General features: G+C 71.1%; 26 protein-coding genes. 17 read left to right on the forward strand and 9 right to left on the reverse strand.

The window, feature by feature from the left end; all coding sequences use genetic code 11:
* Both ABEA10_RS41070 and ABEA10_RS41075 read left to right on the forward strand, forming a co-directional pair.
* Positions 1–867: a carbohydrate ABC transporter permease gene (locus ABEA10_RS41070; protein WP_345473490.1), complete on the forward strand. Its 867-nt coding sequence runs from the start codon at positions 1–3 to the stop codon at positions 865–867.
* A gap of 160 nt (positions 868–1027) precedes the next feature.
* Positions 1028–1798, forward strand: a complete 771-nt coding sequence (locus ABEA10_RS41075) for a DeoR/GlpR family DNA-binding transcription regulator (RefSeq protein ID WP_345473492.1) — start codon at positions 1028–1030, stop codon at positions 1796–1798.
* Positions 1799–1945: 147 nt separating this feature from the next.
* Here the strand turns inward: ABEA10_RS41075 and ABEA10_RS41080 are convergent, their stop codons facing one another.
* The 5 genes from ABEA10_RS41080 to ABEA10_RS41100 all read right to left on the reverse strand — a co-directional run bounded on the left by ABEA10_RS41080 (position 1946) and on the right by ABEA10_RS41100 (position 6626).
* On the reverse strand, positions 1946–2488 hold the full coding sequence (locus tag ABEA10_RS41080) for a lipase family protein (protein ID WP_345473494.1): 543 nt from the start codon (positions 2486–2488) through the stop codon (positions 1946–1948).
* A 60-nt stretch (positions 2489–2548) separates the two neighbouring features.
* Entirely contained in the window at positions 2549–3478 is a 930-nt protein-coding gene (locus ABEA10_RS41085; protein ID WP_345473496.1) for a carbohydrate kinase family protein, read from the reverse strand.
* The gene (melA, locus tag ABEA10_RS41090) at positions 3475–4797 is read right to left on the reverse strand and encodes an alpha-glucosidase/alpha-galactosidase (RefSeq protein WP_345473498.1); all 1323 of its coding nucleotides are present in this window, start codon (positions 4795–4797) and stop codon (positions 3475–3477) included. Before melA ends, ABEA10_RS41085 begins: the two co-directional genes overlap by 4 nt.
* A gap of 65 nt (positions 4798–4862) precedes the next feature.
* Positions 4863–5723, reverse strand: coding sequence for a class II fructose-bisphosphate aldolase (locus ABEA10_RS41095; protein WP_345473500.1), 861 nt, complete (start codon positions 5721–5723; stop codon positions 4863–4865).
* Between the two features lie 9 nt (positions 5724–5732).
* On the reverse strand, positions 5733–6626 hold the full coding sequence (locus tag ABEA10_RS41100; protein ID WP_345473502.1) for an SIS domain-containing protein: 894 nt from the start codon (positions 6624–6626) through the stop codon (positions 5733–5735).
* 233 nt (positions 6627–6859) lie between these two features.
* Here ABEA10_RS41100 and ABEA10_RS41105 point away from each other — a divergent pair, with 233 nt between their 5' ends.
* The 6 genes from ABEA10_RS41105 (at position 6860) to ABEA10_RS41130 (ending at position 12735) form a co-directional block, all read left to right on the forward strand.
* A complete protein-coding gene (locus ABEA10_RS41105) occupies positions 6860–7402 on the forward strand; it encodes an MOSC domain-containing protein (RefSeq protein ID WP_345473504.1) in 543 nt (180 codons plus the stop codon).
* Between the two features lie 105 nt (positions 7403–7507).
* A complete protein-coding gene (locus ABEA10_RS41110) occupies positions 7508–7696 on the forward strand; it encodes a DUF2795 domain-containing protein (protein WP_329239817.1) in 189 nt (62 codons plus the stop codon).
* Positions 7697–7956: 260 nt separating this feature from the next.
* Complete coding sequence (locus ABEA10_RS41115) at positions 7957–8478, forward strand: MarR family winged helix-turn-helix transcriptional regulator (RefSeq protein ID WP_345473507.1); 522 nt, start codon at positions 7957–7959, stop codon at positions 8476–8478.
* A complete protein-coding gene (locus tag ABEA10_RS41120; protein WP_329239821.1) occupies positions 8475–9743 on the forward strand; it encodes an MFS transporter in 1269 nt (422 codons plus the stop codon). Before ABEA10_RS41115 ends, ABEA10_RS41120 begins: the two co-directional genes overlap by 4 nt.
* A gap of 220 nt (positions 9744–9963) precedes the next feature.
* Entirely contained in the window at positions 9964–11373 is a 1410-nt protein-coding gene (locus ABEA10_RS41125; protein WP_345473509.1) for a phosphodiester glycosidase family protein, read from the forward strand.
* Positions 11374–11463: 90 nt separating this feature from the next.
* A complete protein-coding gene (locus tag ABEA10_RS41130) occupies positions 11464–12735 on the forward strand; it encodes an MFS transporter (RefSeq protein WP_345473510.1) in 1272 nt (423 codons plus the stop codon).
* 11 nt (positions 12736–12746) lie between these two features.
* Here the strand turns inward: ABEA10_RS41130 and ABEA10_RS41135 are convergent, their stop codons facing one another.
* Complete coding sequence (locus ABEA10_RS41135) at positions 12747–13430, reverse strand: FadR/GntR family transcriptional regulator (RefSeq protein WP_329239827.1); 684 nt, start codon at positions 13428–13430, stop codon at positions 12747–12749.
* A gap of 34 nt (positions 13431–13464) precedes the next feature.
* On the opposite strand from ABEA10_RS41135, the gene ABEA10_RS41140 reads away from it, so the two are divergent.
* Entirely contained in the window at positions 13465–14496 is a 1032-nt protein-coding gene (locus ABEA10_RS41140) for an aldo/keto reductase family protein (protein ID WP_345473514.1), read from the forward strand.
* Positions 14497–14532: 36 nt separating this feature from the next.
* Here ABEA10_RS41140 and tcuC read toward each other — a convergent pair whose 3' ends face one another.
* Positions 14533–15882 (reverse strand): MFS transporter, encoded by a 1350-nt coding sequence (tcuC, locus tag ABEA10_RS41145; protein WP_345473515.1) that lies wholly within the window; start codon positions 15880–15882, stop codon positions 14533–14535.
* A gap of 154 nt (positions 15883–16036) precedes the next feature.
* Here tcuC and ABEA10_RS41150 point away from each other — a divergent pair, with 154 nt between their 5' ends.
* The 8 genes from ABEA10_RS41150 to glgX all read left to right on the forward strand — a co-directional run bounded on the left by ABEA10_RS41150 (position 16037) and on the right by glgX (position 24683).
* Positions 16037–16840 carry an IclR family transcriptional regulator gene (locus ABEA10_RS41150; protein WP_345473517.1) on the forward strand — a complete coding sequence of 268 codons (804 nt, stop codon included), beginning with the start codon at positions 16037–16039 and terminating at the stop codon, positions 16838–16840.
* Positions 16841–16844: 4 nt separating this feature from the next.
* Positions 16845–18008, forward strand: a complete 1164-nt coding sequence (locus ABEA10_RS41155) for a CaiB/BaiF CoA transferase family protein (protein WP_345473519.1) — start codon at positions 16845–16847, stop codon at positions 18006–18008.
* On the forward strand, positions 18001–18726 hold the full coding sequence (locus tag ABEA10_RS41160; RefSeq protein WP_345473521.1) for an enoyl-CoA hydratase/isomerase family protein: 726 nt from the start codon (positions 18001–18003) through the stop codon (positions 18724–18726). Before ABEA10_RS41155 ends, ABEA10_RS41160 begins: the two co-directional genes overlap by 8 nt.
* Positions 18723–19556 carry a CoA transferase subunit A gene (locus ABEA10_RS41165; protein WP_345473523.1) on the forward strand — a complete coding sequence of 278 codons (834 nt, stop codon included), beginning with the start codon at positions 18723–18725 and terminating at the stop codon, positions 19554–19556. The genes ABEA10_RS41160 and ABEA10_RS41165 overlap by 4 nt, the downstream gene beginning before the upstream one ends.
* A complete protein-coding gene (locus ABEA10_RS41170; protein WP_345473525.1) occupies positions 19549–20283 on the forward strand; it encodes a CoA-transferase subunit beta in 735 nt (244 codons plus the stop codon). The genes ABEA10_RS41165 and ABEA10_RS41170 overlap by 8 nt, the downstream gene beginning before the upstream one ends.
* Before the next feature lie 15 nt (positions 20284–20298).
* Positions 20299–21777 carry a class I adenylate-forming enzyme family protein gene (locus ABEA10_RS41175; protein ID WP_345473527.1) on the forward strand — a complete coding sequence of 493 codons (1479 nt, stop codon included), beginning with the start codon at positions 20299–20301 and terminating at the stop codon, positions 21775–21777.
* 99 nt (positions 21778–21876) lie between these two features.
* The gene (locus ABEA10_RS41180; RefSeq protein ID WP_345473529.1) at positions 21877–22389 is read left to right on the forward strand and encodes a TetR/AcrR family transcriptional regulator; all 513 of its coding nucleotides are present in this window, start codon (positions 21877–21879) and stop codon (positions 22387–22389) included.
* A gap of 179 nt (positions 22390–22568) precedes the next feature.
* The gene (glgX, locus tag ABEA10_RS41185) at positions 22569–24683 is read left to right on the forward strand and encodes a glycogen debranching protein GlgX (protein ID WP_345473531.1); all 2115 of its coding nucleotides are present in this window, start codon (positions 22569–22571) and stop codon (positions 24681–24683) included.
* Here glgX and ABEA10_RS41190 read toward each other — a convergent pair.
* Positions 24664–25074 (reverse strand): hypothetical protein, encoded by a 411-nt coding sequence (locus ABEA10_RS41190; protein ID WP_345473533.1) that lies wholly within the window; start codon positions 25072–25074, stop codon positions 24664–24666. The genes glgX and ABEA10_RS41190 overlap by 20 nt on opposite strands.
* A 159-nt stretch (positions 25075–25233) precedes the next feature.
* Positions 25234–25671 (reverse strand): MerR family transcriptional regulator, encoded by a 438-nt coding sequence (locus ABEA10_RS41195; protein ID WP_345473535.1) that lies wholly within the window; start codon positions 25669–25671, stop codon positions 25234–25236.
* Positions 25672–25735: the final 64 nt, after the last annotated feature.

Consider the following 25735-nt stretch of genomic DNA (forward strand, 5'->3'; position numbering starts at 1 on the left):
ATGACCCTCGCCCTTCCGCGCCAGGCGACCCGTACGAGGCACGGCGGCCGGCTGCGGCCCCGTCGCCGGCCCAGCCCGCTGCACCTGCTGCTGGTCCCGCTGTCCCTGGTGATGCTGGCGCCGCTCATCTGGATGGTGCTGCTGTCGATCTCCACCCAGGAGGAGACCCGGCGCTTCCCGCCCGGCCTGCCCGGCGGCGTGCACTGGCAGAACTACGTCCACGCCTGGCAGCAGGGACCGTTCGGACACTGGCTGCTCAACAGCACGATCGTCTCGGTCACCTGTGTGCTCGGCAACCTGGTGTTCTGCGCGCTCGCCGGGTACGCGTTCGCGCGGATCCCCTTCTTCGGCAGCCGCGTGCTGTTCGTCCTGGTGCTCGCCACGCTGATGGTGCCGTTCCAGATCGTCATGCTGCCGACGCTGATCGTCGTACGCGACCTGCACCTGACCGACACACTCGGGGCGCTGATCGCGCCCAACCTCGCGACGCCATTCGGCGTCTTCCTGATGCGCCAGTTCTTCACCACCGTGCCGCGCGAGCTGGAGGAGGCCGCCCGTATCGATGGCGCCGGCCGCCTCCGCACGCTCGTACGGGTGCTGCTGCCGCTCATGGGCCCCACCCTGGCGACGCTGGCCGTGCTGACGTTCCTCAACGTCTGGAACGACTTCCTGTGGCCGCTGATCGCCATCCAGAGCCCGGGCAACATGACCATCCAGATGGGCCTGCAGAACTTCCAGGGCGCCCACCTGACGAACTGGCCGGTGCTGATGGCCGGCACCGTGACCAGCCAGATCCCGGTACTCGTGCTGTTCGTGATCGCCCAGCGGTTCTTCGTACGGTCGATCGCGTCGTCCGGCTTCAAGTGACGGGGTGATCCCTTCGGGAGTGGCGGCGCCGAGCGAATACGCGCCGCCACTCCACCGTTACTTCCGAGGACGCGCAAAGTGAGCGAATGAGCAGGTCAGCTGCCAAATATCGCGCGAAAACAGCTATTAACAAGCGTGAATTGTGCATTATAGTGATCGAATGCGTCAACAGGAGCGGCTAGGCCTGATCCTCGATCGGCTGGCGAAACACGGCACGGTCTCCGTTCTCGACCTCACCACCGAGCTGAACGCCTCGCCCGCATCCATCCGGCGGGACCTGCGGGCGCTGGAGGAGCAGCAGCTCCTCAAGCGCACCCACGGCGGCGCGGTGGCGGCCGAAGTGATCTACGAACTGCCGATGCGCTACCGCACCGGCCGCCACCAGGAGGAGAAGCTCCGCATAGCGCAGGCCGCGGTGCGTCTGGTCACCGAGTCGGTGCACTCGGTCGGCCTCGGCGGCGGCACCACGACGACCGAGCTGGCCCGCGCGCTCGGGTCCCTCGGCCGGTCGCTGAAGGTCGTCACCAACGCCCTCAACATCGCCGGTGACCTCTCCGTACGCTCGGCCATCGACCTGGTCGTCACGGGCGGCAGCGTGCGGCCCGAGTCGTACGAGCTGGTCGGCCCGATCGCCGACCGGGCCCTCGCCGGCATCCACCTCGACCTGGTGTTCCTGGGCGTGGACGGCATCGACGCGACCGGCGGCATCAGCACGCACGACGAGGTCGAGGCCCAGACCGACCACTGCCTGATGCACACCGCCGCGCGCGTCGTCGTCCTGGCCGACTCCTCCAAGGTGGGCAACCGGGCGTTCACCCGCATCGCGCCGATCGAGGAGGTCGCCATGCTCGTCACCGACGCGGGCGCCGACCCGGCGGAGCTGGACCGCCTCCGCTCGGCCGGCGTCGAGGTCATCACCGTGTCAGCCTGACCCGGCCTGACCTGCCCCGCCTGCGGATCCGGTCCTCAGACGGGCAGGTGGGCGAACCAGTCAACGATCGCCGCGGTGCCGCTGACCGCGGTGCCGAGGTGCCGGGAACCCTCGTAGTCGTGTGGCCCGAGGTCGATGGGCGTCAGGTCAAGGCCGTTCGCGCGGAAGGCGTCCCGGCAGTGTTCGGTGTTGGCGGTGACCGCCTGCTCGTCGCCGGGTGATGCCGTCCGGCAGCGCTCCGAGCATCTCCTGTCCCGGAGTCGTTCCGTCGAACAACCTGCCCACCTTGCCGGCGTACGCCGCCTGGAAAATCTCGGCGGGAGAGCCGTAGAGATGGTGCAGACGGTTCCAGGCGACCAGCAGGTAGGTCGTGTAGGCAACGGCCGGCCCGAGGGCCGCCGAAGCGCCCTGGGAGAACCCGGTGACGAGGACCCGGCGCTGCGGAGTCCGCCCCTCACGCGCCATGAACGCGCGGGCGGCGCGCAGCATGTCCAGCGACGCCGTGGTCTCTGACGGGACGTCCATCCACGGGTGGGTTCCCGGGCCCTCTCCCAGCCCGAGATAGTCCGGAGTGACCGCGGCGAAGCCGGCCGAGCCGAAGGTGATCGCCGGAGCGGACGAGAAGTCGTCCTCGCCGATCGAGGGGGCGTCCTCCTTGTAGCTCTGCGTGCCGTGCGCGAACGACACCATGCGCGGTCACGGAGCACGGCGACCGTGCCCCAGCCGGCCGGCCCCCGAAGTGGGGTGTACCTAACCCCCCGCGACGGCCTGCACTTCGGCGGCGGTCGGCTGGGCGGCGGTGCCTCCGGCGGCGCGGGTCGACAGTGCGCCGCACGCGCAACCCCAGGCCAGGGCCTCCGCGATGTCCCGCTTCCCCAGCCAGCCTGCCAGGAAGCCCGCGTCAAAGCCGTCGCCGGCGCCGACCGTGTCGACCGGGGTGACGCGCGGACCACGTGCGCTCACGTCGGCGCCCTCGTACCGGGCCACGGCCCCCTCTCCGCCCCGTTTCACCACGGGCACCGGGCCGGCTCCCGCGAGCGCCGTCAGAGCCGCCGGCAGGGCGCTCACCGGTTCACCCGTCAGGGTCCCGGCCAGGGCGAGTGCCTCGGCCTCGTTCGGCAGGAGGAAGTCGCAGGCGGCCAGGAGGCCGGGAGCGAGACGCCACTCCCCCGCCGGGTCGTCGTTGGTGTCCAGCGACGTGGACGCGCCCGCGCGCCGAAAGCGCGCCAGCAGTCCGGGCAGCCCGGCGGCCAGCCTCGGCTGGAGGAAGTACGACGCCGCGTGCACGTGGCGTGCGCTCACCTCCGGCACCTGCGACGCGTCGAAGGCGGGCAGGCAGCCGGGGGCGGTCAGGATCGCCCGGTCGCCGTCGGCCCGGTTGAGGCACACCGTCAGCGCGGTCGGCAGGCTCTCGTGCCGCACGCAGGCGCTGATGTCCACGCCCGCGGTCCGCAGCGTGTCGAGGACGAAGTCGCCGGCGGCGTCGCGGCCGACCGTGGCCGCGAGCGCGGTGGACAGGCCGAGGCGCGCCGCGCCGCAGGCCACGATCGCGGCCGATCCGCCGAGGGCCAGCGTGCCGCTGTCCACCAGCGTCTCGGCCTGGCCCGCGGGCGGCGTCTCGGGAGCGCCCGAGATCAGTACGTCGGGGTTGGCGTCGCCGACGACGAGGAGGTCGATCACGGCCGGAGCGATCCGCGCAGCGCGGGCGGCAGGGCGTCGCCGTGCGCCTCGGCCATGGCGTCGCAGAGCGACCAGATCTCCTCGACGTTCAGCGCCGCGGCGGTGGCGGGGTCGGCCATGGCGGCGTGGCGGATGTGCCGCGGGTCGCCCTCGACCGCGGCGGCGACGGTCAGGTCGACCACGTTCAGGAAGCTCCGGTTCAGCGCGGCGAGCTGCGGCGGCAGCGCCCCCACGTGGTGGGGGTGCACGCCGAGCCGGTCCAGCGTCGCCGGCACCTCGACGCCGGCCCCGGCCGGCAGGTTGGTGATGAGCCCGGTGTTGGGCGTCGTGACCTGGATGGTGCGCAGGGTGCCGGTGGCGAGGCTGTGGATCACCTGGGGCGCGTACTCGGCGGCGTCCTCCTCCTCGCCCGGCTCCGGCTCACGACCGGCCGCGAGCGCGTCGCGTACGGACTCGTACTCGGCGAGGTTGGCGGCGCTGATCCCGACATAGTCGTCGACCGGGATGCGCAGCCGCTCGATCTCGGTCGCGTCGCGCAGGTACCACGGCACGTACTCCGAGGAGTGCTCGCTGGTCTCGGTCGGGTAGCGGCCGAGGCGCCGGTACATGTCGACCCGTACGCGGCGGAGCAGTTGCGGGTCGGCGGCGATCGCCGCGTCCAGCGCCGGGTACAGGTCGCGTCCCCGGTGCTCCCAGCGCAGGATCCACGCCTGGTGGTTGACGCCGGCCGAGACGACGTCGACCTCCTCGTACGGGACGCCGACGAGCCCGCACAGGTCGCGTACGGTCCAGTAGACCGAGTGGCAGAGCCCGGCGGCCTTCAGGCCGGGGGCGACGGCCGCGAGGTACTGCAGGTTCATGGCCATCGGGTTCGTGTAGTTGAGCAGCCACGCGTCCGGGCACACGGCGGCCATGTCGGCGGCCAGCGCCTCCAGGAACGGGAACGTGCGCAGCGCGCGGAAGATGCCGCCGATGCCGAGCGTGTCGCCGATCGTCTGCCGGAGCCCGAACCGCGCGGGCACCTCGAAGTCGGTCACGGTCGCGGCGTGACCGCCGATGGCGACCATGTTCACCACGGCCTGCGCGCCCTCCAGGGCGGCCCGGCGGTCGGTGCTCGCGACGATCTCCGGCTTCGCGCCGTGGCGTGACGCCGTACGGTGCGCCAGCGCCTCGGCCACCGAGAGCCGGTCGGGGTCGATGTCGTGCAGGGCGATCCGGACGTTCGCCAGCTCGGGGAAGGAGAAGATGTCGCGCAGCAGCTGCCGGGTGAAGACGACCGAGCCGGCGCCGACGAATGCGACGCGGAACGGTTCAGTCACGGAGTCCTCCTTCGTCGGGTGAGTGACCTGGGACACTGTGTTCTCGATTCGCTCGCTCCGCTCACTCATGTCGTGGAACCTCCCGTGGGAGGAGCGGAGCGCAGCACGCCGAGCAGGCGGGCCACCTCGGCGGCGGTGGCGTCCCGCGCCGGGCCGAGGTACTTGCGGGTGTCGACCAGGGTGGGGTCGGCGGCGAGGCGCTCGCGCGCGGCGCCGGTGAACACCTTGTTGAGCTGGGTGGCAATGTTGATCTTGGTCATGCCGGCGGTGACGGCGGCCGTCAGGTCGGCGTCGGCCACGCCGGAGGAGCCGTGCAGCACCAGGGGCACCGGCACGGCCTCGCGCAGCGCGGTGATCAGTGCGAAGTCCAGCGCGGCGTCGCGGGTGAGCATCGCGTGCGAGGTGCCCACCGCCACGGCCAGGCCGTCGACGCCCGTGGCGGCCACGTAGGCGGCCGCCTCGCCGGGGTCGGTACGCGCGCCGGGCGCGTGCACGCCGTCCTTGCCGCCGATCTCTCCGAGCTCCGCCTCCACCCAGACGTCGTGGCCGTGGCAGGCCCGCGCCACGTCGGCGGTGGCGGCGACGTTCTCCTCGTACGGCAGCGCCGAGGCGTCGTACATCACCGACCCGAAGCCGAGCTCGACCGCCTCCTCCACCAGGGAGCGTTCGGTGGCGTGGTCGAGGTGGAGGGCGACCGGGGTCGCCGCGAGTTCGGCGACGGCGCGTGCCGCCGCGGCGATCGGCCGGAGCGCGCCGTGGTAGCGCACGGCGTTCTGGCTGAGCTGCAGGATCACCGGGGCGCCCGCTCGCTCGGCGCCGGCCACGATCGCCTGGGCGTGCTCGATCTGGATGACGTTGAACGCGGCGGCGCCCCGTCCGGCGGCGCGCGCGGCGCCGACGACGGTCGCGGTGGGAACGAGTGGCATGCGCGCTCCTCAGCCGGCGGCCGGACGCAGGATGACCGAACGGGTCAGGTGGCGCGGGGTGTCGGGGTCCAGCCCGCGTGCGGCCGCCAGGGTCACGGCCAGGCGCTGCGCCAGGATGAGCGACGCGGCGGGGTCGAGGTCCGGCTGGACCCACAGGCCGCCGGTCTCCCGCACCTGCTCCTCCAGGCCCTCCGGAGCCGGGCCGAACATCCAGACCGCCGAACGCTCGTCGGTGATCGCGATCGGGCCGTGCCGGTACTCCTTGGCCGGGTAGGACTCCGCCCAGCTCAGCGACGCCTCCCGCATCTTCAGCGCGGCCTCGGCGGCCAGGCCGACGGTCCAGCCCGCGCCCAGGAAGGTGAACTGGGTGCGGTCGGTGACACCCGGCGGCAGGGCCTCGGCGACGGCCCGGCGCGCGTCCGCGACCGCCGGCGCGACGTCGAGCCCGAGGTGGGCGCGCAGCAGCGCGAGCGTGGTGGTGGCGAACCGCGTCTGCACGACCGACCGCTCGTCGGCGAAGTCGAGGACGACCACGTCGTCGGCGGCGGTCATGACCGGCGTGGCGGGGTCACCGGTGACCGCGGTGGTGCGCACCGTGCCTCTCAGGTCGCCCAGCAGCTCGAGGATCTCGGTGGTGGTGCCGGACCGGCTCAGCGCCACGACCCGGTCGTACCGCCGGCCCGCCGGCGCCTCCGACGCCGCGAACGCGTCGGTCTCGCCCTGGCCCGCGCCCTCGCGCAGGGCGGCGTACGCCTGCGCGACGAACCACGAGGTGCCGCAGCCGACCACGGCGACACGCTCCCCGGGCTCGGGCAGCCCGGGCAGGGGCGTGGCGGCGAGCTCCACGGCCCGTTGCCAGCAGGCCGGCTGGTCCGCGATCTCTGTCTCGACGTGCGTCGTCACGGTCACTCCGTTCTGAGCCGCGCGTGGAGGCGGCTGTGATCAGATCTGATGGTTTGATAGCACAAATGCTCATAACCGCGCAATGACCGCGCACATCTCCAGGGGCGGCCCGTCATGTGATCACATCGCGCACGGAGGGCGGCGCGCCGCCGCGCGCGTGGCCTGATTCACACGCGCGCCGCCGGGAGACAGGCCCTAGGCTGATCGAGGCTCGACGGGAGGGGGCTCGGAACATGCACGGCACGGTCGTCGCGGTCAGCCGCAGCGGTGAGCACTCCTTCACGAAGCCGACCCACGACGGGATCACACTGCTCACCGGGCTCGGCGTCGAGGGGGACGCGCACGCGGGCACGACGGTCAAACACCGCTCCCGGGTGGCACGCGACCCGTCCCAGCCGAACCTCCGCCAGGTCCACCTCATCCACGAGGAGCTGTTCGCCGAGGTCGCACGCGCGGGCTTCACGGTCGAACCCGGCCGGCTCGGGGAGAACGTCACCACCCGCGGCCTGGACCTGCTCGCGCTGCCGACCGGCACGCTGCTGCATCTCGGCGACAGCGCGATCGTGGAGGTCACGGGGCTGCGCAACCCGTGCCACCAGATCGACGACTTCCAGGCCGGTCTACTCAAACAGGTCGTCGGCCGCGACGAGGACGGGAACGTCGTCCGCAAGGCCGGCGTCATGAGCGTCGTACGGGAGGGCGGCACGGTCCGGCCCGGCGACCCGATCAAGGTCGAGCTCCCGGCCGAGCCGCATCGCGCCCTCGCACCGGTCTGATCCGAGCCTCTGCGGAACGCCGACCGCCCCGCGACGGGGCCGGTCGTGTTCCGGCGTGCCGCATCGGGTAGGGCCTACCTCGTCCGCGAGAAAGGAGGGTCCGTCATGGCTCAGGACTTCATCGACGTGCAGAAATACCTGGCCGGCATGAGCTATCCGGCGACGAAGGAACAGCTCGTGGAACACGCGAAGGAGAAGGGGGCGCCGAAGGACGTCCTGGATGAGCTGACCCGGCTTCCGGACGGCGAGTACGACGGCCCCAACCGCGTCAGCAGCGCGGTCGCCCATACCTGACGCGACCCGCTCCGGGCCCGGGCGCCGTCCGGGCCCGGACGCGGCACCCCGGCGGGCGTCACGGTCCGCGTCCCTATCCGACCGACCCGCTCCGGTCCTGGACGCGGCATCCCAGCGAGCGCCGAAACGGTCCGCTCCCTACCTGACGCGACCCGCTCCGGACCTGGACCACTCCCACACCCATAGGCTACCTATATAGGCGTGCTATATTTCGCGCTATGTGTGCGGAGTCGGATAGGTCTGATATGTCGCCCTCCGCCGTGCGGGCTTCCGTGGCGGCGGGGCTGGACGAGCTCACCCGGTTCGCGCTCCGCCGTAACGGCGCGCCGCGGGACATCAGCTTCACGACCGCCTCGACGCTCTCCCGGCTCGAGCAGGACGGCCCCCGCCGCCTCACCTCGCTCGCCGTCGAGGAGAGTGTCGCCCAGCCCTCGATGACGCAGCTCGTACAGCGCCTGGAGCGGCAGGGGCTCGTCGAGCGCAACCGCGACCCCGGCGACCGGCGGCTGGTGTGGGTGAACATCACCGACGCCGGACGACGGCTGCTCGCCGACCGCCGGCGTGCGCGGGCCGCGGAGCTGGCCGAGGTGCTCGCCACCCTGCCGCCCGAGGAGGAGGCGGCGCTCGGCGCCGCCGTGGCCGCTGCCCTCCCGGTCATCCGCAAACTCGCCGAGCGGCGCCCCGTTGCCACACCCACAGAACCGGCCGCACAACCGACCACAGAACAACCAGAAAGCCGCACGAACCCGGCCGAACCCCTCACCCCAGGACGGGACCGTTGAGCCATTCCAGCAGTTCGCACGCCCCCCAGACCAATCCGTTCCGGCAGCCGCGCGCCGTATGGGCCGTGGCGTTCGCCTGCGTCATCTCCTTCATGGGCATCGGGCTGGTGGACCCGATCCTGCCCGCGCTGTCGACCAAGCTGCACGCCAGCCCCAGCCAGGTGGAGCTGCTGTTCACCAGCTATCTGGTCGTGACGGCCGTCGCGATGCTCGTGACCGGCTTCGTCTCCAGCCGCATCGGGGCGAAGCGGACGCTCGTCGCCGGCCTCGTCCTGATCGTGCTGTTCAGCGCACTGGCCGGGTCGGCGGACTCGATCTCGGGCATCGTCGGCTTCCGCGCCGGCTGGGGGCTGGGCAACGCCCTGTTCATCGCCACGTCCCTGGCGGTGATCGTCGGCTCGGCCAGCGGCGGGTTCGCCGGGGCGATCATCCTGTACGAGACCGCGCTCGGGATCGGCATCGCGATCGGCCCGCTGCTCGGCGGCGAGCTGGGCGCCATCACCTGGCGCGGGCCGTTCTTCGGCGTGACGGTCCTGATGGCGATCGCGCTCATCGCCACGATCGTCCTGGTGCAGCCCACGCCCCGGCCTGCCCACCGGACCTCGATCGCCGACCCGATCAAGGCGCTGCGGCACCGCGGCCTGCTCACGATGGCCCTGACCGCCCTCTGCTACAACTGGGGCTTCTTCACGGTGCTGGGGTACGCGCCGTTCCCGATGGACCTGGGCGCCCACGAGCTCGGCTACGTCTTCACCGGCTGGGGCGTGTTCGTCGCGATCTTCGCGATCTTCGGTGCGCCGCGGCTGCAGGCCCGCCTCGGCATCGCGAAGGCGCTGTACGCGAACCTCGCGCTGTTCGCCATCGACGTGCTGATCATCGCGATCTTCACCACCTCGAAGACGGTCCTGATCATCGCCGTGATCATCGCCGGGATCTTCATCGGCGTGAACAACACCATCACCACGCAGGCCGTCATGACCGTCGCGCCGGTGGAGCGGCCGGTGGCGTCGGCGGCGTACGGGTTCGTCCGCTTCATCGGCGGCGGCCTCGCCCCCTTCGTGGCCGGAAAGATCGCCGAGCACTCGAACGTGCACGTGCCCTTCTACGTGGGCTCGGCCGCCATCGCGCTCGGCATCGTCGTGCTGGCCACCGGCCACCGGCTGCTGGGCGAGGCCGAACGCGCCCAGGAGGCCGAGCTGAGCCGTAACCCCGAGGAACGGGCCGAAGAGGAGGCCCTGGCCGAGGAGCTGGGCTCCTCCGGCTGATCGCCCCCGGCCGTGGCCGGGATCGGGAGTTCTCGCCTTCGCAGCGACCGGCCGGTGCCGATGTGGGGGAAATCGTCGTCCGCCCCACCGCACCAGGCCCGATCCGGAACCGGGACACGCCCCCGCGCGGCTGGATCCACGGCGCTGATCCCTGAAGGATGACCGGCGCCGATGGAAAGCCGAGTGAGCTGCGTGAACTCCGAGTGAAAGGCGTTGGCCGGTGCCGAGACGGACGCTGTCCCTGCTGCTCGTGACGGTCGCTGCGGGCGCCGCGTCGCCGGCCGCGTCGGCCGCGACGCGCCCGCTGCACTTCACCGCGACCTCGCGGGTGTGGCCGGGCGTGGTGTTCCGCGCCTTCACGGCCGCCGGGGCGAAGGGTCCGATCCGCGGGCACCTGCTCGACGTCGACCTGCGCGAGCCACGGGTCACCGTCGGGCTGCTGCACCCACCGGTCGTCGCGGCGCGGAGGCCCGTTTCGCGGATGGCCGACGCGCAGCACGCGGTGGCCGGGGTCAACGGGGACTTCTTCAACATCAGAGAGCGGCATCGCGGGGTGCCGGCGACCGGGGCGGCCGTCGGCCCGGAGATGGCGGACGGGCGGGCGCTGAAGGCGGCCGTGCCCGAGGGGCAGCGGTTCGGGCCGCGCCGCCCGTTCGGCGCGACGACCGAGGAGGTCATCGGCGTCGGCGCCGACCGCGTCGGGCGGATGACGACGCTGCGCCTGGACGGCACCGTCACCGTACGGGGACCGCTCGCGCCCCCGGCGGCGCCTCCGGTGGCCGGGCCTCCGAAAGGGCCCGAACCTCCCGAGGACGATCTGGATGACGACCTGGACGACGACGCGGACGAGGCCGACGATTCGGCACTGCGCGCACGGCGCCCGAGGCGGCGGCACGCCGCACGGCGCGCTCGCGACGGGCGGCTGAGCATCCCGCTGCGCGGTCTCAACCAGTACGCCCTGCCGGTCGGCGGCGTCGGCCTGTTCACGAGCCACTGGGGCTCGGCGTCGCGGCGGCGCGCGGTCTGCGGCACCGACACCGTACGCCGTGCCGCCTGCAGCACCGACACCGCCGAGGTGACCGTGCGGCGAGGAGTGGTGACGCGGACCGCCACCGCGGTCGGCGGAGGGACGATCCCGCCGGGCACGACCGTGCTGGCCGGACGGGAGGCCGGGGCGGACGTGCTGCGGCGCCTGCGGCCGGGCGACCACGTGAGCGTCGCGTACGGCCTGACCGGGCCGGCGCGCCTGCGGTTCGCGGTGGGCGGCTTCGCGATCCTGCGCGGCGGCGCACCGCTGCCGGGCCTGGACGCCGTCACTCGCGCCGCCCGTACGGCCGCCGGCGTGAGCGCGAACGGCCGGCACCTGTACCTCGTCGTCGTGGACGGCCGCTCCCCCGCCGGCCGTGGGGCGACGCTCGCGGACCTGGCCCGGCTGCTCCGGCGCGCGGGCGCGCAAGACGCGATGGACCTCGACGGAGGAGGCTCGTCCACCCTCGTGCTCCGGACGCCCGGCGAGCCCGCCGTGTCCGTACGGAACTCCCCGTCCGCCGGCGCGGAACGGGCCGTCGCCAACGGCGTCGGGGTGTTCGTCCGGGGCGAGCCGGGTCGGGCGCGGCGCGTACGTCACTGACCAACGCCCGAACCGCGCCGATAGGAAGATCTTGACTGCCGGTCTAATCTGGTGGATCACTGGGAGCGACGGATCGGACGAAGGATCGACATGAGCCTCCCCCTGCTCAGTGACATCCGCGACCAGGCCTCCGGCCTCGACCGCGACCAACGGAACGCATTCCTCGCCGCCCTGCTGGGCTGGACGATGGACGCCTTCGACTACTTCCTGCTCATCTTCGTCATCACCGAGGTCGCGAAGGACTTCGACACCTCCCCCGAGAAGGTCACCGTCGCCACGACGCTGACCCTGATCGCCCGGCCGGTGGGCGCGTACCTGTTCGGCGTCTGGGCGGACAAGGCCGGCCGGCGCTTGCCGCTCATGGTCGACGTGCTGTTCTACTCCGCCGTCGAGTTCATCTCCGGGTTCTCGACCTCGCTCACCATGCTGCTGGTGCTGCGCTTCCTGTACGGCCTGGGCATGGGCGGCGAGTGGGGGCTCGGCGCGTCCCTGGCCATGGAGAAGATCCCGGTCGCCAAGCGCGGCTTCTTCTCCGGGCTGCTCCAGGTCGGCTACTCCCTCGGCTACCTGGTCGCCGCCGTCGCGTACTTCGTGATCACGCCGCTGTTCGGCTGGCGGGGCCTGTTCATGTTCGGCGCCATACCGGGACTGATCGCGCTCTACATCCGCTACCGGGTGGGCGAGTCGGAGGCCTGGGAACGCACCAACGAACGCCTCCAGGTCACCCGCACGCCGCTGCGCCGGGTGTTCTTCGACCGCAAGGTGCTGATCCGGTTCGTCTACCTCGTGCTGCTCATGACGGCGTTCAACTTCATGAGCCACGGCACGCAGGACGTCTACCCGACCTTCCTGAAGAAGGGGCTCGATCACTCCCCGCACTACGCGGTCGGGGTCGCCGTGGTCTACAACGTCGGGGCCATCATCGGCGGCATGCTGGTCGGCGCGCTCTCCCAGCGCTTCGGCCGGCGACGCGCGATCGTCGGGTCCGCCATCCTGGCCCTGGTCGCACTGCCGCTGTTCGCCTACTCCAAGACGACGGCGTTCCTGCTGATCAGCTCGTTCCTGATGCAGTTCTTCGTGCAGGGCGCGTGGGGCGTGATCCCGGCGCACCTGACGGAGATGTCGCCGGACGCCATCCGCGGCTTCTACCCGGGCGTGACGTACCAGCTCGGCAACCTCCTCGCCGCGCTCAACCTGCCGCTCCAGGAGCACCTCGCCGACTCCCACAGCTATTCGTTCGCGTTCGCGGTGGTGGTGGCGCCGACGCTCCTGGCCGTCGTCCTGCTGACCGCCTTCGGCAAGGAGGCTCACAGCGTGGAGTTCGGCCGAGATCCCGTGGCGACCCCCCAGAAGGCCACCTGACGGCCGGCGCGTTACAGGCGGGCCCGCACCTGGGCGACCAAAGGATCCAGGTGGCGGGCGGCGGCCTGCGCGGCCCGGTCGGCGTCGCGGTCGGCGATCGCGGCGAGGAGCTCCTCGTGCTCCCGGGTGCCCACGTCCGACAGCTCCGGATCGGCGGTGGCCTGGCGGATGCCGAGCGCGACCGCGCCGATGATCGCCTGGTACAGCTCGATGAGCAGCCGGTTGTGCGAGGCGTCCACGAGGGCGTTGTGGAAGTCGACCGCGCGGGTGACCCGGTGATCGAGGCTTCCTCGGTCGGGGCTGCGCGACAGCGTGGTCAGCCGCGCCAGGTCGTCCGGGGTGTGCCGTTCGGCGGCCTGCCGCGCCGCCTCCACCTCGAGGCCCCGGCGTACGGTCACCACCTCCAGCAGGTCGGCCAGCCGGAGCCGCCGTCGCAGCACGCCTTCGGTCTCGCTCCGGGCGCGCACGTAGGTGCCGTCGCCATGCCGCACTTCGAGCATGCCGCTGTGGGCGAGCGCGCGCACCGCCTCGCGCATCGTGTTGCGGGCCACGCCGAGCGTGTCGATCAGCTCCGGCTCGGACGGGATGCGTTCGCCCACCGGCCACTCGCCGGAGACGATCGCCTCCCGCAGCCGGCCGATCGCCTGGTCCACCAATGACGTACGGGTCACCGCGCGCATGACACTCCAAGACATCCACTCATTGGATGTCTATGCTAGCGTGCCGCGCATGGAATATCGCAGGCTCGGCACCGGCGGCCTGACCATCAGCGCGATCGCCTACGGCACCTGGCTCACCCACACTCCCGACGCCGCCGACCTCGCACGCGAGTGCGTGGCCGCGGCACTGGACGAGGGCATCACGACGTTCGACACCGCCGACGTCTACGGCAGCCCCGAGTACGGCTCCGCCGAGAGGCTGCTCGGCGCGGCCCTGTCCGGCGTACGCCGGGCATCGGTGGAGATCCTCACCAAGGTGTGCCTGCCCACCGGCCCCGGCCCCAACGACAGGGGACTGTCCCGCAAGCACATCGTCGAGAGCTGCAACGCCTCCCTGCGCAACCTCGGCACCGACTACATCGACCTCTACCAGGCCCACCGGTACGACGAGAACACTCCCCTCGAAGAGACCATGACGGCCTTCGCGGACCTGGTCCGGCAGGGCAAGGTCCTCTACCTCGGGGTGTCCGAGTGGAGTCCCGCCCAGATCGAGGCGGCCGCCGTCTACGCGGCCGAGCTGAAGGTGCCGCTGATCTCCAACCAGCCGCAGTACTCCCTGCTGTGGCGGGTCATCGAGAAAGAGGTCGTGCCGACCTGCACCCGCCTCGGCATCGGCCAGATCGTGTTCTCTCCTGTGGCGCAGGGCGTGCTCACCGGTAAGTACCGGTCCGGCGGGCGGCCACCGGCCGAGAGCCGGGCCACGCAGTCCCGCGGCTCACGCTTCGTCGGCCGCTATCTCGGCGACCCGGTGCTGGCCGCGGTGCAGCGCCTGCGTCCGATCGCCGACGAGCTGGGCCTCAGCCTGTCCCAGCTCGCCATCGCCTGGGTGCTGCAGAACCCGGGGGTGTCCGCCGCCGTCATCGGAGCGTCCCGCCCCGCCCAGCTCCGCGAGAACGCCGCGGCCGCCGGCCGAACGCTCGACCAGGACGTCCTGGACCGCATCGACGCCGCCCTCGTCGACGAGGTTCACGGAGACCTCGCCGAACGCGACCCGAGCAAGATCGCCACCCCGTTCGACGTGATGCCCGCCTGGAAGTCCTAGAGGGTGAGCCGGCGGCCCGCCGGCGACTCGGCCGGCTCACCCCTGGGAGGCGGGCGACCCGGCCGGTTCGCCGGCGACGTCCGCGCCGGAGCGGAAGCCGTCATCCGCGCGGACGAGCAGGCGGCCGTGCCGGACGAGGAGGGTGCCGAGCAGCGCCACCACGGCCGACACCGCGAGCCAGGCGCCCGGTATGGCCTTGTCGCCGGTGGTCTTGATGAGCCATGTCGCGACGGCGGGCGTGAATCCGCCGAAGATCGCCTGGGCGAGGCTGTAGGCGAGCGCGAAGCCGGCCGCTCGCACCGTAACCGGCATGATCTCGGTCAGCGTCACGACCATGACGCCTTGGTAGCCGCCGTACAGGAACGACATCAGCAGCAGCACGGTGAGCGCCCGCGGGAACGACGGCCCGGCGACCAGCCATGCCATGAGCGGGTACGCGGTGACGGCCACCAGCGCCGCGAACACCGTCAGCACCCGCATCCGGCCGATCCGGTCGGACACCGCTCCCATGACCGGGATCCAGACGAAGTTCGACACACCGACGCACAGCGTCACGACGAAGCTTTCGGTCGGTGACAGCCCGAGCTCCCGCTCGGCATAGGTGGGCGTGTACGCGGTGATCAGGTAGAACATGACACTCGTCAGGGTCACGAGCAGGATCGCCGCCAGGACCGTCCGCCAGTTCCTCAGCAACGTGCCGTAGATCTCGGGCAGCGTGGGCCGTCGCCGCTTCGTGCGGGACGCGAAGTCCTCGGTCTCCTGGAGCGTCACGCGGATCCAGAAGAGGAACGGCACGATCAGGGAACCGATGAGGAACGGCACCCGCCATCCCCAGGCGTGCATCTGGCCCGGGCTGAGCGTGAAGCGCAGCGTGATGCCGATGACGGCCGCGAACGCGACCGACACCTGCTGGCTCGCCGACTGCCAGCTGACGTAGAAGCCGCGTCGGCCGGGCGTCGAGATCTCGGCCAGGTAGACCGAGACGCCGCCCGATTCGGCGCCCGCCGAGAACCCCTGGAGCAGGCGTCCGACCAGCACGAGGACCGGTGCGGCCACGCCGATCGTCGCGTAGCCGGGCGTCAGAGCGATGAGCAGCACGCCGACGGACATCAGCCCCAGGCTGAGAAGCAGCCCCGCGCGACGGCCGTGACGGTCGATGTAGGCGCCGAGGACGATCGCTCCGAGCGGACGCATGAGAAAACCGATGCCGAACGTCAGCAGCGACAACATCAGCGAGAGGTAGGCGTTGTCGCTCGGGAAGATCGCGTCGGCGATCGCCGCGGCATAGAACCCGTAAACGGAGAAGTCGAACATTTCGAGGAAGTTGCCGCCGACCGCACGGAAGACGGATCCGGCTCGGGACGGACTGCGCGCTGCGGTTGCCATCGCATCTCCAGGGGCCCGGCTGCGTTCTATTATTTAGAACGCCGTATTGTGATTTAGAACATGAGAGCAGAGCCCTCGCGGAGTGTCAACGGGTTGACCGGCATTCCATGGTGGCCGTATTGTTTAATAGAACGACGTTCTTTATATTAGAACGATGGACTCAACACTCATCAAGGGGCTGACGATGCTGGAGGTTCTGGCGAAGAGCCCGGGGCCCAGAGGCATCTCCGACCTCGCCGGCGAGCTCCAGCTCACGAAGAGCAACGTTCACCGCACGCTGCAGACGCTCGTCGCCGCGGGTTACGTACGTCCCTCGGAGGGCACGGGCACGTACGAATGCACCCTCAAGCTCTTCGAGCTCGCCAGTTCCGTCATGTCACGGCTCGACGTACCGAGCGCCGCCGATTCCTACATGCACGCGCTCGCGAGTGAGACGAACGAGACCGTCCACCTGGCGATGCTCGACGGCCTCGAGGTCATCTACGTGCACAAGATCGAAAGCCAGCAGCCGGTCCGCGCGTACTCGGCCATCGGCGGCAGGGCGCCGGCCCACTGCGTCGCGACCGGAAAGGCGCTGCTCGCCTACCAGGACGGCGGGGGGCCGACGGGGCTGCCGGACCGGCTTCCGCGCCATACCGGCAGGACGATCACCGGGCGCGACGAGCTGCTCGGCGAGTTCGCCTCCGTACGACGGCAGGGATACGCGATCAACCGTGGCGAGTGGCGTGAGTCGGTCTGCGGGCTGGCCGCGATCGTCCTCGACGCGGCCGGCCGGCCGACGGCGGCGATCGGCATCTCGGGTCCGGCCGAGCGGCTGCGCGTCACGGCGTTGCGCAGATACGCCCCCGTCGTGGTCGATGCCGCGCGAAGCCTTTCCGAACGACTCGGCTGCACGCGCTATGACCAGGTCGTACGCGAGTACGCGGGCGGCGCGAAGAAACCGAACAAAGGAGGTTGATCTGGTGCCGCGACCACTGGCCGGGGTCCGAGTCATCGAGTTCTGCAACGTCGCCGCGGGCCCCTTCTGCGGCATGTTGCTGGCCGACATGGGCGCCGACGTCATCAAGGTGGAGAACCCCCGCGGGGGTGACGGCCTGCGGCACTGGCCGCCCCTGACGGACGGTTTCAGCGAGAACTTCGCATCACTCAACCGCAACAAACGCTCCGTCGCTCTGGACCTCAAAGACCCGGCGGACGCGGAGAGCGCCCGTTCGCTCGTGCTCGGCTCCGACGTCGTCGTCGAGAACAACCGGCCGGGCGTGATGGCCAGGCTCGGACTCGACTACGAGGCGTTCCGCGAGCGGAAACCGTCTCTCGTGTACTGCTCCATCTCGGCTTTCGGCCAGGAGGGCCCGCGTGCGGGCGAGGCCGGTTTCGACCTCACGATCCAGGCCATCAGCGGCATCATGAGCGTCACCGGAGAGCCGGACGGAGCACCCGTGAAGTGCGGCGTCCCGATCGCCGACTTCAGCACGGGACTGTACGCGGCGTTCGCCGTCGCGACCGCGCTCCTCCAGGTGCGCGAGACCGGCCGGGGAACCCACATCGACACGTCCATGCTGGGCGCGTCGCTCGCGATCGCGGCGTTGCAGACCAGCGAGTACTTCGGCCGGCGCGAGGACCCGGTGAAGCTGGGGTCCGCGCACCCGCGCAACGCGCCGTACGAGGCGTTCCGAGCCGGCGACGGTCACTTCGCGATGGCCGCCGGCAACGACTCGCTGTGGCGGGCGGCCTGCGTCGCCATCGAACGCCCGGAGCTCGTCGAGGACCCTCGCTTCGCGACGACGGCGCTACGTGCGCAGCACCAGGCGCGGCTCCGCGCGATCCTCGAACGTGAGTTCGCCGGCCGCAGGCGCGATGACCTGCTGAAGCTCTTCCGCGACGCGGGAGTCCCCTGCGCGCCGATCAACAGCTACTCGCAGGCGCTGGCCGATCCCCAGGTGGAGCACATGGGCTGGGTGGAGGAGATCGAGCTTCCCTCGGGTTCGCGGACCCGGACGTTCGGGTCGCCCCTGCGGTTCGGCGACGAGCGGTTCCCGATCTACCGTCGGCCGCCCGCGCTGGGCGCGGACAACGCCGCGCTGCTGGGAGGCTCCACGCGGGGCGAGGAGCGAGCCGATGGCTGAGCTCGAGGTCGAGCGGCACGACGGGACGCTGACGCTCACACTGAACCGGCCGGACAAACGTAACGCGCTGTCGCCCGGGCTCGTCGAGGCGCTCGCGTCCGAGGTGCACACGGCCTACGACGACGGGACGCGGCTGCTCGTCCTCCGCGGCAACGGCAGGAACCTCAGCGCCGGCTTCGACCTCACCGGCTACGACACCCAGTCCGAGGGAGATCTCCTTCGCCGCTTCGTGCGCGTGGAGTTGCTGCTCCAGGCCATCCACCACGCGCCCTACGCGACGCTCGCGCTCGCGCACGGCCGGAACTTCGGTGCCGGGGCGGATCTGTTCGTCGCGTGCGAACGCCGGGTGGCGGCCCCGGACACCACTTTCCGCTTCCCGGGTCTGGCGTTCGGGCTCCTGCTGGGCGGTCGGCGCCTCGCGACGCGCACCGGCCCCGGCTGGGCCCGGCACACGCTGGCGGGCCTGCGCACGGTCGACGCCGGGACCGCGCACGGCGCAGGTCTCGTCACCGACATCGGCGAGACGGACGCGTGGCCCTCATATGTCGAGGAGAGCCGGCGTGCCGCGGCCACCATGACCCCACGGACGAGCGCCGAACTCGGCCGCGTCCTCACCGCGGACACCAGGGACGGCGACCTGGCCGACCTGGTGCGGTCGGCCGCGGAGCCAGGCCTCAGGGAGCGCATTCGCCGATACGGGGAGGCGGGACAGCAGTGACCTCGACAGGCAACGAAAAGATCACCTCACTGGCCGACCTCGCCGGACGCATACCGTCCGGCGCTTCGGTGACCCTCGGCGGAAGCTTCTTGCACCGCGGTCCGTTCGCGCTGGTACGCGAGCTCGTCCGGCAACGACGCACCGGCCTGGAGATCATCAAACAGTCGCCCGGCTACGACATCGACCTGCTGTGCCGAGCCGGCTGCGTCGCTCGCGCGCGTGCCGGAATCGTCGCGATGGAGGGCAACTTCGGGCTGGCGCCCTGGTACCGCCGCGCGGTGGAGACCGGGGCCATCGTGCTCGAGGAGCACGCCTGCGCCAGCCTCACCGCGGGGTTGCGCGCCGCCGCCTTCGGGGTTCCGTTCCAACCCTGCGGCGGCCTGCACGGCTCCGACCTCCCCGCGTTGAACGGGTGGAAGCGGATCGAGGACCCGTACGGCTCGGGCCGGTCGGTCTGGGTCATCCCCGAGATCGTGCCGGATGTCGCGGTCGTACACGCCAACGAGGTCAGTCCGCAGGGCGACGTCCGCGTGTTCGGGACGCCGCACTGGGACAGGATCATGAGCCGCGCGGCGCGCCGCGTCCTCGTGGTGGCCGAGAAGGTCGCGCCCGTCGAGACGTTCCGCGCCAGGCCCGAGCTCACCCTGATCCCGCATTTCATGGTCGAGGCCGTCGCCGTCGTTCCCCAGGGTGCGTGGCCCGGGTCCTGTTCGCCCTACTACGGCGTCGACTATCCGGCGGTCAGCCACTACCTCCGCGACGACGCACTCGACGAACACCTCGCGCAGGCACCCGAGGTGGAACCCACCAGGGAGGTCGTCCATGGCTGAGAGCTGGTCACCGTTCTCCTACCTCGTCACGAACCTGGCGAGGTTCGTCCGGCCGGACGAGGTGACGTTCAGCGGCGTGAACTCCTCACTGCCGATGCTCGCCTGTCTCCTGGCCAAACGGGCCTACGACTTCGACTTCGTCTACCTGAACGTGGCGGGGGGCGTCGACCCCGAGCCGTCGCACGTACCGCTGTCGAGCTCCGACCCGGTACTCGCGGAAGGCTCTACCGCCGTCTTCGCCAATGAGGACTTCTACGACCTGTGCACGCGCGGCCGCATGGACCTGTGCTTCCTCGGCGCGGCCCAGATCGACGGGTACGGCCGGACGAACGTCTCCTGCATCGGCGACTGGCACCGGCCGAAGGTCCGGCTGCCGGGCGGGGGAGGCGGCGCGGTGATGCTGCCGACCGCTCGCCGCGCCTGCACCTGGCGTACCGAGCACTCCAGGAGGACCTTGGTCGAACGGCTCGACTTCGTGACCGCGGCCGGCGGGATGTACGGGGTCGTCACGCCGATCGCCGTCCTCGTCCTGCGCGAGGGCCGGCTGCGGCTGGACTCGTGGCATCCGGAGGTCGATGTCGAGGAGGTCGTCGAGCGCACGGGCTTCGACCTCGTCACCACCGACGCGCGACCGACGCCGATGCCGACCGACCGCGAGCGCGCCGCGCTCCACGCGCTGGACCCCGACGGCCGGTTCGAGCGCGACGCGGCCGTCCGGCTCCGCTGAGGTGAGGCGGCGAACATGAGCGACACGACGATGTCGATGAGTCATCTGCTGCGTGAGGCGATCAACGGGCACGCGAAGGCGCGCCGCACCGCGTTCCTCGGTTCATCCGGCGATGTCACGTACGCCGAGCTCGGCCGCCTGATCGACCGCCATGCCGCGGCGACCCGGGAACGCGGTATCCGGCGAGGCGAGCTCGTGGGCATCGCCGCGGTCAAGGGAGCCGACTCGATCGGCGCGTTCCTCGGCACCATGCAGGCCGGGGCGTGCCCGTGCTTCGTCGAACCCCGCATCGGCGCCCGCGCGATCGCCGAGCGCATGCGGGCCGTGGGCGTGCGGCACCTGCTGCTGGACGGGCACACCGGTCTGTCCCGCGAGGCGCTCGCCGAGGAGGGGATCTCGGTCCACGCACTCGCCGCCACGCCGTCCTCCTCCTACGCCGACGACGGCATCACCGGCGGCGATCGCGCGATGGTGCTCTTCACCTCGGGAAGCACCGGTCGCCCGAAAGGCGTCGTGCTGTCCCACACGAACCTCCGGACGAACGCGACGGGGGTTCTCGAGCACACCGGTGTGACCCCGGCCGACCGGCTCCTGCACCTGATGCCGCTGCACCACACCAACGGCGTCAACAACCAGCTGATCGTCCCGTTGCTCGCCGGCGCGTCCATCGTCCTGACCGAGCGGTTCCGGGCCGAGGAGGTCATCGGGCACCTACGGCGCCACTCGCCCACCTATGTGACCGGGGTCCCGACCATGTACTCGCGGATGCTGCCGTACGTGCGTGCCGGCGACGCGTTCCCGTCGCTGCGTTTCCTCCGGTGCGGTTCGGCGCCGATCACCGTGGCGCAGCACGAGCGTTTCGAGGAGGCGTTCGGAGTACCCCTGGTCGTTTCCTACGGGCTGTCCGAGGCGACCTGCACGTCGACGATGAACCCGCCCGGCGCACGGCGCGTGGGCACGGTCGGCACGGTACTGCGCGACCAGCGTGTGCGGCTCTTCCATCCCGGCACCGACCGCCCCGTCGCTCCGGGGGCGTCCGGCGAGATCCGCATCGGCGGACCGGCGCTGATGACGGGATATCTCGGCGCGGAGACGGACGGCCCGATCGTCGACGGCTGGCTGCGCACCGGTGATCTGGGCCGCTTCGACTCCGACGGCTACCTCAGCATCACCGGACGTATCAAGGACGTCATCATCCGCGGAGGCGAGAACCTCTCCCCCGCGCTCATCGAGGGCGAACTGGCGACGCATCCCGCGGTTCGTGAGTGCTGCGTCGTCGGCAGGCCCGACGCCGACCTCGGCGAGGTGCCGGTGGCGTTCGTCGCGCTGCACGATCCGCGGGCCGGCCTCGCGGCCGAAGAGCTCCAGGAGCTGGTGCGGGCCCGGCTGTCACACGTCTACGTGCCCGCCGAGATCACCATGGTCGATGCCCTCCCCGTCAACGGCGTGGGCAAGGTCGACCGGGTCGCGTTGCGCGCGGCACTGGGCGGATGAGGCGTCAGGTCCGCTGGAGCGGGCGGCCACCTGCGAGGTCGCGGGAGCGTCGGCCGAAGCCGCGGCGGCTCATTGAGCGCATCGACATCGGCGGGCCGCGTGCGCGATATCGCGGCACGGGCCGGTGTCAGCAAGGACCTGGTCAACTACCACTTCGGGGGCAAGGAGGGGCTCTACGCCGAGGTGCAGCGCGCCTGGCTACGGCGCGAGGACACCTTCTCCGACCCGCGGCTCCCCCTGGCCGAGAACCTCATCCGCTACCTGCACGACGCCCTCGACGATCCGCGCCCGATGCGCCTGCTGGCCTGGCGCGGGCTGACCGGCACCGACGAACGGCCGCCCGCCCTCACCGACGGCGCCGATGACCTGGCCGGCATGCGCCGCCGCCGGCGCCGGGGCGAGCTCGCCGCCGACCTCGACCCCGCCACCGTACGGCTGGTCCTGCCCGGCGCGCTCGCGGCCCCGGTGGTGTTCCCGCACGTGGTGAGCAGGCTCTTCGGGATCGAGCCCGGCGCTCCGGGGTTCGAGGCCCGCTACGGCGAGGGGCTGCGCCGCCTGCTCGACCACCTCGCGCCGGCGTCGCCCCGCCGCGGACGGCCCGGCGACGGATGACGAGTGACCGCCCCCGGCAGCGGTGCGGCCGGCCGTCCCACCGGCATCACGAAGAGCACGGGGTACATGGCGTCACGATCGTGTCACGCGCCCGGCCCGGCCGTTCGCATATTTCTTCGGGTGCGGCAACAATCGACCCATCTGTCATGTGATCTGGTCCGCGTACGCCGAGGAGAGCGATGCACGAGGTGTGGCCCGGAACGCCGTACCCCCTGGGTGCCAGCTGGGACGGCACCGGCACCAACTTCGCCCTGTTCTCGGAGGTCGCACAGCGGGTGGAGCTGTGCCTGTTCGACCAGCGCGGGCGGGAGACGCGGCTGGAGCTGCCCGAGGTGGACGGCTTCGTCTGGCACGGGTACGTGCTCGGGGTCGGGCCGGGTCAGCGGTACGGCTACCGGGTCCACGGGCCGCACGAGCCGAAGTACGGCCACCGGTGCAACCCGGCCAAGCTGCTGCTCGACCCGTACGGCAAGGCGGTCGACGGCGCCCTGAAATGGCACGAGTCGGTCTTCTCCTACCATTTCGCCGCGCCGTCGGAGCTGAACACCGCGGACAGCGCGCCGTACATGCCGAAGAACGTCGTGATCAACCCGTTCTTCGACTGGGGCGACGACCGCCCGCCGCGCACGCCGTACAACGAGACGGTGATCTACGAGGCGCACGTCAAGGGCCTCACCCGGCTGCATCCGGAGATACCGAAGAGCCAGCGCGGCACGTACGCGGGCGTCGCGCACCCGGCGATGGTCGACCACCTGATCGAACTCGGCGTGACCGCGCTCGAGCTGATGCCGGTGCACCAGTTCGTCTCCGAGCACGCGCTGGTCGCACGCGAGCTGTCGAACTACTGGGGCTACAACACGGTCGGCTTCTTCGCCCCGCACAACGCCTACTCCTCCTCCGGCCAGCGCGGCGAGCAGGTGCTGGAGTTCAAGGCGATGGTGCGCACCCTGCACGAGGCGGGCATCGAGGTGATCCTCGACGTGGTCTACAACCACACCGCCGAGGGCGACCACCTGGGGCCGACGCTCAGCTTCCGGGGCATCGACAACGCCGCGTACTACCGGCTCAGCGACAGCGACCGGCGCTACAACCTCGACTACACCGGCTGCGGCAACAGCCTCAACGTCCGGCATCCGCACGCGCTTCAGCTGATCATGGACTCGCTGCGTTACTGGGTGCTGGAGATGCACGTGGACGGCTTCCGGTTCGACCTGGCGTCGGCGCTGGCACGGGAGTTCCACGACGTCGACCGGCTGTCCGCCTTCTTCGACCTGGTGCAGCAGGACCCGGTCGTCTCCCAGGTCAAGCTGATCGCCGAGCCGTGGGACGTCGGCGAGGGCGGCTACCAGGTCGGCAACTTCCCTCCACTGTGGACCGAGTGGAACGGCAAGTACCGCGACTCGGTCCGCGACTTCTGGCGTGGTGAGCCGGTGCTGCCGGAGTTCGCCTCGCGCCTGACCGGCTCCAGCGACCTGTACGCCGACGACGGCCGCCGGCCGCTCGCCTCGATCAACTTCGTCACCTGCCACGACGGCTTCACGCTGCACGACCTGGTCTCCTACGACCACAAGCACAACGAGGCCAACGGCGAGGACAACCGCGACGGCACCGACGACAACCGCTCGTGGAACCACGGCGCCGAGGGCGAGACCGACGATCCGGGGATCCGCGCGCTGCGCATGCGCCAGAAGCGCAACCTCATCGCCACGCTATTCCTGTCGCAGGGCGTGCCGATGATCTCCCACGGCGACGAGCTCGGCCGTACGCAGCGCGGCAACAACAACGTCTACTGCCAGGACAACGAGCTCGCCTGGATGCCGTGGCGGACCGACCGCGACCTCGTCGACTTCGTCCAGCGGGTCTCGGCGCTGCGCGGCGACCATCCGGTGTTCCGGCGCCGCCGCTTCTTCGAGGGCCGTACGCACGGCGCCGGCCTCGACGGCGAGCGCGACCTCGTCTGGCTGACGCCGGCCGGTGAGGAGATGACGGAGTCGGACTGGCACACCGGGTACGCCCGCGCGGTCGCGGTCTACCTCAACGGCGACGCCATCACCGAACCGGACACCCGAGGTCAGCGGGTGCGCGACGATTCCTTCCTGCTGCTGTTCAACGCCCATTCCGAAAGCATCGTCTTCCGGCTGCCCGAGGAGGGGTACGGCGAGCGCTGGGAGATCGCCCTCGACACGGCCACCGACCTGGCGATCGGCCACGAGCCGCTCAAGGCACGCGACGAGATCGAGGTGATCGACCGCGGCCTGCTGCTCCTGCGGAGGCTCAGTGACGGCTCACCGTGATGGCGGTGAGCAGCACGAGCACGAAAGTCAGCGTCGCCACCGCCCCGTGGGCGACGACCGCGACGACCGGGAAGACCTGCTCGCCGTCCCGCGCGTGCTTGCCGCCCTGACCGGTGAGCCAGCGCGTGAACATGGTGAACCCCAGCAGCGCCACCAGCACCAGGCCGCCGAAGGAGCCCCAGGCGTACACGGAGCTGCGGGTCAGCAGGAACGCCACCCAGGTCGCCAGGGCCAGCACGGCGAGCGTGGGATGGCCGAGGAGTAGCACGGCCGGGTAGCGGGTGACCTTGGTGCCCTGCCGCCGGAGCCCGCCCTCGGCGAGCCAGCGCACGAGGAGCCGCAGCCCCGCCACCGCGGTGAGCACCCACATGACTAAAGCGGCGATCTCCAACGCATCTCCTTCTCCCGGACCTCTCCCGTTCCGGGACAAGTCTTCCTGGAAAACGGCGATTTGATAAGCTGAACGCAGCCATCCTGTCGCAAAATGTGACCGAACATATGCGTGACGCCTTGATCACCATGCGCGCACCCGAGCCGGCCGTCCCGGCCTTCAGCGTGAATGAGCCGCTTCGTGGGCCTCTTCGAGAGAAGATCCCGCCAGGATCGCCGCGACTCCCCTGGCGAAGTTGGGGCACTCGGAGATGTTCTCGTGCGGGCAGGCCAGGCCATGGGCGATGGCGGTGCGTGCGGCCTGGGCCTGGGCGATCCGTTGGTCCAGCTCGGTGAGCTTGCGTTCGTACAGCTCCCGCCAGCCGTCGCCGGCCGGCGAACGAGACGCGACGAACGCCTTGACCTCCCGCAGCGTGAAACCGACGTTGCGCAGGGCCAGGACCACACCGACCAGCCCGGCCGCCGACGGCGGATAACGCCGTTGGCCCGAGACCCGCTCCGGCGCCGGCAGCAGGCCGAGCTCCTCCCAGTAGCGCAGCGCGGAGGTGGCGACACCGGTGCGGCTCGCCAGCTCACCGATCGTCAGCCGCTCGCTCACGGACCATCCTTCGTCGGGGGAAGAGACCAGGCGCGCGTGCTCGCACCGCTCGCTCATTTGACTT

This window comes from Actinoallomurus oryzae, from assembly GCF_039541955.1.
In the GTDB taxonomy this organism is placed as follows: Bacteria; Actinomycetota; Actinomycetes; order Streptosporangiales; family Streptosporangiaceae; genus Actinoallomurus; species Actinoallomurus oryzae.